Genomic DNA, 12195 nt, shown 5'->3' on the forward strand with positions numbered 1-12195 from the left:
GACAACTATTTGAGAAACCCGTCCAACCATCGGTCCAAATCGCCCATTGGAGACCATGAGTGAGACGGCCAATCTCGACTTGAAGCTCTGCGGTCTTTCCACTGCTCAGTGCGTCAGGGCCGGGGTGCTGGCACCACCGGCCCTGATGCGGGTTTACGCGAAGATCAGACAGTTGTCGTCGCATTCAGCGCCGAAGATCGTGACGGTCCCAAAGGTTTCTTCCCCGCTGACAGTCACGACATGGGCACCATCGACCTGTTCAACTTCGATGTCATCCAGATCCGCATTGGCAAAGACAAACTGGTCGATCTCGACCGAGTCACCATAGACCTCATCGTTGCCGAAGTCGCCGGCGAAGTGGAAAACATCCCCGCCATCGACATTGATGAAGAGGTCATCCCCCGCACCGCCGTCCAATTTGTCCCGGCCGCGCCCGCCGTTGATCAGGTCATCGCCTTCGCCACCAGAGATCTCGTCGCGGCCACGACCACCGAAGAGCGAGTCATTGCCGTCGCCTCCCTTGATCATGTCGCGGCCACGGCCACCCAGGATGATGTCGTCGCCGTCATTGCCGATCAGAAGGTCGCGCCCATTCAAGCCCAGGATGGTATCGTCACCCGCATCGCCTTCCAGCGCGTCTTTCTTGCGCGTGCCGATCAGGAATTGACCTTCGACCTCTGGCGCCTCCAACGTGAAGCTGGCGACAATTGGCTCGTGATCTGATGTCGCATCCGCGAAGTCCACGTTGACGTGAACAAAGTCGACATTTGCGCCGTCCAGCAGGCTGTCGGTGACAAAGATGTGGTCCAGCGCCTGAGAGTTGCCCTGGAAGTTGAAGGTGTAGGCTTCGTCCCCTTCCGCTTTGTCGATCAGGTTGGTCAGGACCTTCTCATCCCCGACGCCCGGCAAATCTTCGGTCAGTTCATCGGTGAAGTCGAACGTGTTGAGATCACCCAGAACCGCAACACTTGCATCCGGGTCATTGGCCAACAAGCCATCCACAACCTCGTTGATCGTCAGGGATTGCGCCTCACGCTCATCTTCACCGCCCTGATTGAAGGGCTGCGGTCCGCCAAAAATCGGCTCGGACCCAAAGCGCGACGAGAAGTGGTTGTTGATCAGCGTGATTTCCTGACCGTTGAAGGTGAACACTCCCAGCAGCGGATCGCGTGAGCCTTCGAACGCATCGGGATTGGTGACGCCCAGATCCGTCAGCACATTGCTTTCCAGTGTCAGGAAGCTGTTCGCCTCAACCCGCTCTTCGTTGTAAAGGAACGCGTTGCGGATGTTGCCGCCCGGTATACCGCCGTTTTCACCGTCTTCGTCGACAACCGCGCTTTGGAAGCTGTAGACCGGACCACCGGCTGCCGCGATGGCATCAACGATGGCCTGCAGGGTTTCATCCGCATCCAGTGTGCCGTCATCGGTTACACCCGAATTGTCCTGAATCTCTTGCAAAGCGAGGATATCCGGACTGCCCAGATTGTTGACGATTTGCTGCGCCAGTTGCGCGATCTGATCCGCGTCGCCATCGGCCTCGTTCGAGGTGACGTTGAGTACATTGTATGTCGCAACGGTGAGTTCGCTGTCTGACCCGGCAATCTCGGTGACTTCGGCTGTGTTCGCTGTCGGTTGTTCGACGGCGAACGCCTCGGTCACGTTGATCTCATAATTGCCGAAGCCGTATCCGACCACGCCAGTCACATTGCTGAGGTTGTCGCCGACATTCAGCTCGGGCCCGGTAAAGCCTTCGGGCAACAACCCGCTGTCATACTGGATCTGAATTCGCTCGGGGTTGAGATCGCCCAAACCGTCTGCATTTGCATTCAGGTTGAGACCACCCCGGTCATTCAGGCCCGGCGTGGTGCCTTCGCCGTCGTCTGCCACAACCCAACTTTCACCAAACCGGTTGGTGGCCGAGATGGCGACCGGGTTGTCCACAGTGACCAGCATCCCTTCGAGGCTTTCGTAGAAATCGATGCCGTCTGTTCCCGGATTGAAGGCGCCAGGATCGGTTTGCAGATTGACCGGTGTTTCACCTTCCGAGATCACCACTTCGGTCGGGATCGGACGCCCATTTGCCCCCAGAACCAATGCGTCCAGCGTGTTGCCAGAGGACAAAACCTCTTCGGTGTTGACACTGATCTGCGTGATCGACAGGTTGCCGGTTCCTGCGCCGCCCGGAATGAATTCGGACACATCGCCGGATACGGTGACCTCATCGCCCATGGCTACGATTGGGGCCGAGCCGGTGAAGATGAAGATACCGTCCGAGGTGGCGTCATTGCCATCCCCTTCGGCGTCCTGCAGGTAGTAGCCGTTGGTATCGACCGCCGTGACAATACCCGTGGTCGTGACCGTGCGCCCTTCGTAGTCCGAGAGGTGTCCTTCACCTTGAATATCCATGATCGTGACGATTGGATTGACCGAAACAAGATCATAGACAGCCGTTGTTCCGGAGACCTCATAGGACACTGCGATTTGCGCATTGCCCGTGCCGCTTTCATCCTCAGAGATGAAGGCAATCACCTCAGGCGAATGCAGTGCAGGCTCACCTTCTGGCGCATTGTCCACATGCAGCGGCGGGATGTAGTTCACGAAGAACGCATTTTCAGGCTCAGAGATGTCGTAGATCATGATGCCACTGTCGCGCTCCAGCCCGATGAAGGCATAGAGACGACCGCCAACTTCACCGACATTGATTGCTTCGGGCTCGGGGCCCTTGGCGTCCGAACGATCCTCGCCATCGTCGCCGTCATCGTCGTTGAACCGCTCGGGTGCGAGATCGGCAATGATCTGTTCGAACTGGGAACCGGAATCAAAGACAAGATTGCCATCCGCATCGAAGATCGAGAAGGACCGCGACGAGAAGATGTGCAGCACATCAATGTCACCGTCGCCATCGGTGTCACCATCAATGGTCGAAACCTCAAGACGTTCAAGCCCGGTGATGTCGACGCTTTCGTCGATCAGACCGGCCTCAGCCAGATCACCCACACGGTCTTCGTCAAAGTCGCGGCTGTCGCCTTCGTTTGCCGTGGTGATGAAGGTTTGGCCGTTCACTTCGAACGAGGTAATCGCATCCGCCATGCGGAACCCGACCAGATTGTCGAAGTTGGTGATGTTGATTTCGCCATTGTCATCGGCGTCCAGCGCGCTTTCGCCACTGAAATCTACAGTGCCCAGCGAGAAGACGTCGGCAACCGTGTTGGTGGCCAGATCGATCTTGGCGATAGCGTTGTTTTCCTGCAGCGAGACAAAGGCCGTTGTACCATCGGGGCTGATTGCGATGTATTCCGGCTCAACATCTTCGGCAAAGCTGACGCCGTCCTGAATGCGGATACCAGCATCGCGAGCCAGATCTTCCAGACCGTTGAATTGGGCGAAGTCCAGAATTTCAGCGCTCGGCGCAGTCGGGTCGGTGGTGTCGATGATAGCGATTGTCCCCAGCGGGTTGTCGTCGTTGTCGCTGTCGTCGTTCTTTTCACCTTCGCCCGCGACCAGCAGCTGTGTGCCGTCTTCGTTGAAGGTCAGTTGGTCGGGTAAGTTGCCGACATCAATGGTCGACAGCAGCTCCAGAGTCTCCGCATCGAACAGAGCAACAAAACCCGCCTGCGACAGAACTGCCGCACCACCGAAAACCGATGTCTCAACCGGAGCACGCGAGATTGCGACCGCTACGACGCCATTTTTGACAGCGACCGACTGTACCCCGTCGTACCCGTCCAGACCGCTCAGATCGATCGCGTCCGCCGGAGCTGGTTCCGCCCCCGCTGAGTCGGGGATGGTGAAAACATCGATGCGATCCTGCGCGCCATTGGTCACATATAGTTTGCCGCCTTCATGCGCCACAGACTCAGCCGCGCCATCACCATCACCGGACTCTTCGCCTTCGCCCTGGAAAATGGCAACCTGTTCAAAGATCACATCTCCGGTTGCCTCGGGCACCGGTTCTGGATCAGGCGCATCATCAAAAATCGTGTCTTCGGTAAAGCTCAGGTTCTGGATACGCAGATCACCTTCGGGGCCAACGTCGACGTGATCAAAGGCGTTTTCTGCGTCCGGGAAATTGTCATCGAGATATTCGGCCAGCGCATCCTGCTCGCTGCCATCCGCAGCAAAGACCGCGTCCCCGGTGAAAAGGTCGTCGTCAACGCCGTCACCATCCAGATCGATCAGGTCCACCCGGTTCGGGTTGGACAGGTTCGACAGGATTTCGTCACCTGCATTGGCAAGGAAGTTCAACGTCACGACGCGGTAGGTTTCATTGCCATCCCCGACGACCTCTCCGTCGCGCACGATCTCGGCGATCAGTTCGCCACTCTCGTCAAAGATGCCTGCGTTGATCACGCGTTCACCGGCCACCAGAATATTGCCATCGACATCATAGGTCTGTGCCGTTTGGGTCTCGTCGAACGAAAACCGAAGACCGGATAGCTGCGGGAAGCCACCCGAAACGCCGGTTGGCAACGCGGACACGGCCCCTTCCAGAAAGTCCTTCAGCTCTTGCCCGGTCATGTCGAGCAGGGTCAGACCATTGTTGAACGCCAGCGTTGTCGCGATGTCATTTTGGCTGATGCCGCCTTCCGGCTTCACCTCGACCCCGTTTTCGTCAAGCACGGCCGAGTTCGGCAAGCGCACCGCTTCGGTACCGCCCGCCGGCACAACGATCTCACCGATACTTGCCCGGATACCGCCGCCATTCTTGATCGAAACAACCACGGTGTCGTCAAAGCTTTGGGCATACTCCAGATTTGCGTCAGCGGTCAGGTTGCCTAGATTGGTTTCCTGCGTGCGCACGCCGTCGGGATCATCCGCCGCAAAGGTGCCCGAGCGGTTGCCGTTCAGGAATACGTTCGAAACGCCGTATACATTGCTTTCGGTCGCCACGATCTGCGCCTGAATCGCATCGGTGATTGCGTCGATTTCCGGATCAATCAAACCTTCGGCGTTCAGGTCCGCAACACCCTGATCGTCGGTCGCATAAGCACCCGAGACATCCTGATCATAGCTGGTTGGTATGATGTTGCCATCTTTGTCAAAGTCGATGACCAGACGCCCGACATATTTGTAGTTGCCATCCGTGTTGACCACCGCTGTTGTGGTGCCACCGCCATTTTCTATGAACAACGGATACTGACCCTGATCGCTGTCGCCGTCCCGAATGCGGTCATTGTCGTCAAAGAGACGGGTGTTCGATCCGCCTGCGACGATGATGTCGACATTCTCAAGACGTGCTGCAAGCTCTTGTTCGATGGTGATCTGCTGCATGTGCGACAGCAAAACGACCTTGTTCATATCGGGATTGTCGGCCAGCAACTGGTCAACTTCTGCCTGCAGAATGGCTGCCAGCGCATCCAGCTCTTCACTGGTCGGGGTGCCGCTGGCCCAGTCGGGTGCAATCCCCAGATCGTCGCCGGGGCTGGAAATCGAGCGAATGGTCGGAACCGTTGCACCAACAATACCAATGAGTTCACCATTCACATCCGACACCGTGGACGAGGTCACAACATTGCTCAGCGTCGCCGCATCCTGTCCACCAGCGGTTTCCAGCGGGGCCAGGTTCGGATCGGTTGAAAAGTCGAGGTTCGCAGACAGGTATGGGAAAGCCGCGCCGGTAAAATCCTGCCCATCCAGCGCCGTACCACTTGTCAGCGCCGAAAAATCACCCGGTGCCGAGCCGTCGATCAGACCCGCCAACAGGCCTGTACCCAGATCGAATTCGTGGTTGCCCAGTGCGATGGCCTGAACGCCCAGTTCGTTTTGGATTTGAATGTCTGCAATTCCTTGCGCGCCAAAGACGGCCTCGGACGCGTCGAAGAACAGGCCGGGGATGATGGCGTCGCCTGACGACACGGTCAACGTGTTGTCAACCAGCCCGTCATTGCCCAAATCCTCGGCGCGCAACGCATTCAAAACACCGGACAGGTTGTCGATGTTGTCGATGGTTGCGGCGTTTGCCTCTTGATCCGTAAAGTGAAGCAATTCCAGCGTAAATGCGCTTTCAGCTGCCACAAACGAGGCGTTGACCTCACCAAAACTCGTGGCATCTGCCGGGTTTTCGGTGAATTCGCTGACACTGATCGCGGTACCACTGGTACTAAAAACCTGGCTGTCGCCAATCACGTTGACGGCATAGAACGCACCGTCCGATCCGCTGCGGAACACGCGTTCCGGCTCGGCGCCGGTGAAGTCAAAGTCAATTCCGCCCAGCTGCGCGCCGTAGACAAAGCTTTCGTCAGCCTCGGCATCGGGGATTCCAATTGCGTCATGAACCTGGGTGATACCAAACGCGGCCAGATCGACGTCCAATATGCCGTCATCATCAGTGTCAAAGTCATCCCCAACCGACCCAGTGAATTCATCAACCAAAACGTATGTAAAGCTGGGGTTCTCCAGATCGGGAACGTCTACAGTCAGAATACCAAATGCATCAAATGTGCCGTTCACCTGAAATGCGCGATCCACTGTTCCCGCCGATCCGCCCTGGTCGCTTTCGATGCTCAAAAGCCAGGCCGAGAAGGTCTCGCCAGCCGGGCCAAAAAGTTCAATCGTTTGAGTGTCAGCGTCAGAGCCGGCAGGGTTGGGTTGGAATTCACTGATAAAAGCATTCATTGTGGTGCCTTTCAAAGCCAAGAACGGAACTTTTGATCCGTAGGAACGTTCGGTTAGTCAGACGACAATGGACCGGACCCTCTCATTGGTTTTTGAAAGGCAAGAGACACATTTTTGACAAATTTATAACAAAGTTGCGACACGCGATTTTTGAGCTTGAGCCCGGTTGTTGGACAAGGGTCGACGGCGTCGGGAGACCGACAGACAACCGAATGTGCGACCTTGTATTTTCCGATCAGCGAGACTCGGGAACGTTTGAGATCGCGCGAAGAATCTCCTGCCCTAGCAACAGGGAACCGAACCCACGGCCCCTCGGCGAACATGTCGAGAAGAGAGCTTTGCATAAATTCGAATTGTACGTCTTCAGCTTGACCCGCGATGCCGGCACCACTGCAATGCTGTCCCGCTGCGAACTTTGCGGCGGTCAGCGTCAACAGTGTCTGTGTGCCCGGGTAGAAAACGCATCAATCAAACGGCAATTTCATTCTGCCACCAGCGTCACAACTGAATTGCCGGGTTCGGGATTTTGGTGCGTGAACACGCGCGGTTTTTTGAACCTGCCCCGATACACCAAGGCAAAAACAGGCGGCGTGAAGTAGAATGAAACAACCGTCGACAGCAAAACGCCTCCTGCTATGGCGACCGCGAAGGGTGGCCAGAACGCCCCTCCACCCAAAATCAGCGGCAAGAAGCCACCAAAGGTCGTAACCGTTGTCGAGATGATGTGACGGCTGGAACCAGTTACGACGCGCGCCATGGCCATTCGATCGCCGCTGCTTGCTTGCCGGTCTTGCTGCAGTCCGGTCAGAATGATGATTGCTGCGTTTATGGAAACGCCAATCGAACCAATCACGCCGATGATGGCCTGAATACCAAACGGGAACTGCATGATCGCCAGCGACAGTATGGAAAGACCAGCAGACAACACACAGACCACAAGGGTGACCAATGTCAGCCTGAAGGAGTTGAAGGTCAGAACAATGGTCGCAAATGACAGTGTTACGATCAATCCGACCGACGCCATCAGATTTCCGACCGTACTCGACCGCGCGTCGCTGTCACCACCCAGTGACATCGTGTAGCCTTGCGGCAGCGCAAACCCGGACGCATCCAGCGCTTGCAGCACGTCCTGCAATGCCTCTTCTGGCAACACGCCCGGTACAATGAACGCCTGAATGGTGTTTTCGCGGATGCCATCTGTTCGGGTTATGACACTTTCTGCGGGTTCAATGATCAGCCGGGCCAATTCTGACAGCGGGACCGCCGGAAACACTCCGGTTGCAGAGACTTCGGCCGCGTTTGGAAGCAGAATGGGCATGCCGACGATTGTTCTCAGGTCCGATCGGACTTCGTCTCCCAAGCGCACACGAACAGGCAGTTGCTCGGTCCCTTCGAGAAGGGAGCCTCCGGTAATGCCGACCAAAGCAGTATCCAGCTGACCCGCGATATCCGCCACGTCCAGCCCCAGCAGACGGGCTTTGACCTCATCAATTTCAAACCGGATCTGGGGATTGCCGCCGTTTACGCTTGCCCGTGCCTGCGTCACCAAATCAAGGTTCGCCATGACCGAGCGGACTTCGTCGCCCAAGTGCCGAAGAACTGCGATGTCCTGCCCCTGTATCTTGACTTCGACAGGTGCGGCAACCGGCGGGCCCTGAACAAGATTGCGCACAATGATCTGCGCATCTTGAAACTCATTGTCCAGACGGCTTTGCAACGCACCAACAAGACGTGCAGCGTCGGCTGCAGTGTCGGTTGTGATCATTGCTTGCGCAAAACCCGGCTCGCGCGAGCGGCTGCCGGCAATATTGTAGTAGAAGGACGGACCGGATTCACCCACGGTCCAATAGACGCTTTTGACCCCCTCATCGGCCAGCAGGATTTCGTCGATCTGCCGCGCGGTAGCTTCCGTGGTGGCAATTGATGTCCCACCGGGCATGTCGATCTCGATATAGAACTGGTTGCGGTCGACACCCGGAAAGAACTGAGCGGTCAGTGTCGGAAAGGCGGCAAAACCGAGCACGGGTAAAACCAGAGCCAAGGCAATGGACCGCACCGGGTTGGACACGGACAACCGAATGGAGGCTTCGAACAGTCTGGCAAGCGGCGGAATACTGATACCCCGGCTCAGCATCCCGGCGTCCGGACGGTCGGACAGAACCCATCCGGCAATCGCTGGCGTCACGGTCAAAGCAACGATCAATGACCAAACCAGCATAAGCACCACAGCGATAGCGATGGCCCCGACAAAATCCCCGGCTCCACCAGGAAGCAGGATCATTGGCGTGAAAGCCAGCGCGGTTGTGACAGTCGACGCCAACAGGGGTGCAGCCAAACGGCGTACAGCGTCCCGTACCGCTGCCAGACGTTCCATCCCCTCCTGCAAGCGACGCCGGATTTCATCCGTCATCACAATGGCCGCGTCGACCAGCAAACCCAAAGCCACAATCAGACCCGTGACAGACATCTGATGGATGGGCAAACCGATCATGTTCATGGAGGCCAGCGTGGCCAGAGAAACGACCGGCAGCACCAAAGCCACAATTGCCGCCGCCCGCACACCCAGCGTCACAAACAAAACTGCAACCACCAGCGCCACACCGATTGCCATGTTGATACCAACCTCGGTCAATCGATCCGTCGTATATTGGCTTTGATCGAATAGCAGGACTTCCTGAATACCCAAGGGGACGGACGCAGCGCCTGCTTCAAGCTCGTCCTTCAGGAAGCCGGTCCAACGGTCGATCTGAACGCCACTCTGTGCCAGAACACCCACCAGAACGGCGGGTTGGCCGTTGGCGAATGCAATAGAGTTTTGCGGCTTGCGCGCGCCCCGATCCACGCTGGCGATGTCGCCCAGCAGCACCACAGCACCTTCGGCGTTTTCACGCAGGACGATGCTTCGGATGCGATCCAGTGTTTCGATTTCACCGCTGATATTGATGGTCAGATCCACGTCGGATTGCAGCCTGCCGGACTGAACCTTGCCGTCAGCCTCGGCAATGCGCCGCGATATTTCGGTGGCGCTCAGCCCCAATGCCGCCGCCTTGTCCATGTCGACACTGACAAGGACTTCCTCATCCGGCTGACCAAAGTATTCAACGGCCCGCGTTGACGGTATCGCGCGCAGACGGTCGCCCAGAGCTTCGGCATGACGCGACAACAACGTGACCGAGAAATCCGGTGCCTCAGCTGCCACTGCAATGACGGCGGAATAAGCTGCAATGCCTTCGGAATCGAAGTCCGGAGGCAGAACACCCACCGGGAAATTCTGGCTGGCATCGTCAACGGCATCCCGCGCCTCGGCCCAAACCTGTTCTATTGAGGCTTCGTCCAATGTCTCGAGCAGTTCAACCGAGACCACCGAAACGCCTGAACGGGACACCGATCCGATCTCGTCCACCTCGGCGATCTTCCGAAGCTCTTCCTCGATTTTTGACGTGACCAACGCTTCGACGCGTTCAGGATCAGCGCCGGGGAACTGCGTCGTCACGGTTGCGAACAGGTTGGTAATCGTCGGATCTTCCTGCCGCCCGAGCGACAAAAAGGACGACAGCCCCGAGGATACAAGCACCAGGATGATCAGAGCAACAAGTCTGGGGTGGCGAAAGGTAAGGGTTTCCATCAGAACGCTCCGTTACTCGTTGGTGCCGAAGGCCACGCGCTGACCAACGGTCACGCGCTGGGGTCCTTGATCGATCAGGACGGTACCAGCGGGAAACTGCCCCCGAACGAACACGCGGTCATTCTCCGCGTGAAGCACCTCGACCGTTGCCAAGCGTACTGTTTTCTCGGCATCCGAGACCAGCAATGTCCACTGCCCACGCGTCCCTTCATGCAGGGCGGTTGTCGGAACCCAGGTTCCGGGGCTTTCCACGGAATTCAGGATGTGTACCCGTGCGGTCTGCCCGAATGCCACATCCGGTCCGTTCTTCAGGTCGAACAAAGCTGTCCGCGTGCGGGTAACAGGATCGATATCGGGACGCAGCGTTGCCAAGGTCGCGCGATAGCTTCTGTTGGCGATCTCGATCTCGACATCCGACAGCAGTTCGGGTTCAACGTCCAGCGGGATGCCTATTCGAACCTGAGGCGAAACGAGTTCGACCATGCCCAGCACCACTGCGCCCGAGCGTAATGTCTCGCCCCCATCCACCTGCCGAGTGGTAATCTGGCCGGCAAAAGGTGCCTCAATGCTGGATTTTTCTATCCGGACCGTCACGTCGCGCAATGCCGCATCCAGTTCTCCGATTCTGGACAACAACTCATCCTGCTGTGCCATTGCCTCATCCAGACGGGCCTGGCTGGTAAAGCCCTGTTCGATGAGCTTGGCGTTTCGCCCGACGGTCTTCCGTGCAAAGTCAAGTTGCGCGACGATGGCATCGCGTGACGCCGTCAGACGATCGCGCTCGACCTCCAGCAGCGCGATATCCAATGTCGCGAGAAGTTGACCCTTTGCCACTTCATCCCCTTCATCCACCAGGATTTGATCCAGCCTGCCGTTCAGTTCGAACGAGATATCCGCTGACCGTTGGGGTTCGACTTGGCCAATAAAGACGCGATCAACGGTATATTCACTCTCGATCTTGATGGGCGTCACGGAAACCGGGGTCACGGCGGCGGCATCCGGTGCGGGTACGGCATCGGCTCTACGCGACAGTTCGGACGCCCCGAAATTCACGGCGGCGACTGCAACTGCGATAACGCTGACGGTCAAACCCAGTCGAAGCGTACCGCGCACTACGCGCGAAAGCAGGTTTTTCCGGGCGGTTTCTGAGCGGGTTTTTCCGGGATTCGACATTTGCGGGCCTCACCAAGTTAGCATCTCTAACATATGTTAGAAGTTCTCACTTTGACAAGGGATACGTAATCTGCCACATGTTGGATCATGACGAGTACTGAAAAAAATCTCGCGCCGGGTAGCCAATTGGATATGCGCCCGGTAGAGAAAAAAGCCTACCATCATGGTGATCTTCGCGCGGCGCTCATCGAAGCAACCCGACAGTTGGTCGAAGAAAAAGGTCCCGATAGCTTTTCGGTTTCCGAAGCCTGCAGATTGGCTGGCGTTTCTACTGCGGCACCCTATAAGCACTTCAAAGACAAGACAGAAATGCTGGTTGCCGCTGTGCTTGAGGGGATGGGCCGGCATCGCCGCAAAATGCTTGCCGCGCTGGACGGTATTCCCGAAGGATCACCCGAGCGTATTACCGCAATCGGTATGGAATACGTTGCTTTTGCCCTGAGCGAACCGGGAATTTTCCGGCTTAAGTTCGGCGGCTTCACGGATCGCATCGAAGATCCCCGTCTGGAAGAAGGCGGGCAACAAAGCTTTGCGATTCTTTTGACTGAGGTCGCAAAATGCCTGGGCGAAACAGGCATCACAGATGAAGTTCGCCGCCGGGGGTTTCTGTTATGGAGCTTTGTACACGGTCTGTCTTTCATACTGCGCGACAGAGGTCTTGCGGAAAAAGGCCACGAGTTCGATTTGCATGATCTTCTCGAAGATGTATCTGAAAGAATGCTGCGTTGATGTCCGCTTTGCCGGAGTTTGGTATTCTGGACCTTTGAGACCAAGGCTTTGCG

General features: G+C 57.1%; 4 protein-coding genes. 1 reads left to right on the forward strand and 3 read right to left on the reverse strand.

What is annotated here, in order from left to right; all coding sequences use genetic code 11:
* Positions 1 to 153 precede the first annotated feature (153 nt).
* The 3 genes from ACR0L4_RS14570 to ACR0L4_RS14580 all read right to left on the reverse strand — a co-directional run bounded on the left by ACR0L4_RS14570 (position 154) and on the right by ACR0L4_RS14580 (position 11413).
* On the reverse strand, positions 154 to 6615 hold the full coding sequence (locus tag ACR0L4_RS14570) for a choice-of-anchor I family protein (RefSeq protein ID WP_480513735.1): 6462 nt from the start codon (positions 6613 to 6615) through the stop codon (positions 154 to 156).
* A gap of 481 nt (positions 6616 to 7096) precedes the next feature.
* A complete protein-coding gene (locus tag ACR0L4_RS14575; protein WP_480513737.1) occupies positions 7097 to 10240 on the reverse strand; it encodes an efflux RND transporter permease subunit in 3144 nt (1047 codons plus the stop codon).
* A gap of 12 nt (positions 10241 to 10252) precedes the next feature.
* The gene (locus ACR0L4_RS14580; protein ID WP_480513739.1) at positions 10253 to 11413 is read right to left on the reverse strand and encodes an efflux RND transporter periplasmic adaptor subunit; all 1161 of its coding nucleotides are present in this window, start codon (positions 11411 to 11413) and stop codon (positions 10253 to 10255) included.
* A gap of 87 nt (positions 11414 to 11500) precedes the next feature.
* On the opposite strand from ACR0L4_RS14580, the gene ACR0L4_RS14585 reads away from it, so the two are divergent.
* Positions 11501 to 12142 (forward strand): TetR/AcrR family transcriptional regulator, encoded by a 642-nt coding sequence (locus tag ACR0L4_RS14585; RefSeq protein ID WP_480513741.1) that lies wholly within the window; start codon positions 11501 to 11503, stop codon positions 12140 to 12142.
* Positions 12143 to 12195 lie beyond the last annotated feature (53 nt).

Source organism: Ruegeria sp. AB5 (assembly GCF_056542645.1).

What these genes read in the sequence shown, in the direction of transcription:
- ACR0L4_RS14570 (WP_480513735.1), bottom strand. Translation starts at nt 6,615, where the DNA reads ATGAATGCTTTTATCAGTGAATTCCAACCCAACCCTGCCGGCTCTGAC.
- ACR0L4_RS14575 (WP_480513737.1), bottom strand. Translation starts at nt 10,240, where the DNA reads ATGGAAACCCTTACCTTTCGCCACCCCAGACTTGTTGCTCTGATCATC.
- ACR0L4_RS14580 (WP_480513739.1), bottom strand. Translation starts at nt 11,413, where the DNA reads ATGTCGAATCCCGGAAAAACCCGCTCAGAAACCGCCCGGAAAAACCTG.
- ACR0L4_RS14585 (WP_480513741.1), top strand. Translation starts at nt 11,501, where the DNA reads ATGACGAGTACTGAAAAAAATCTCGCGCCGGGTAGCCAATTGGATATG.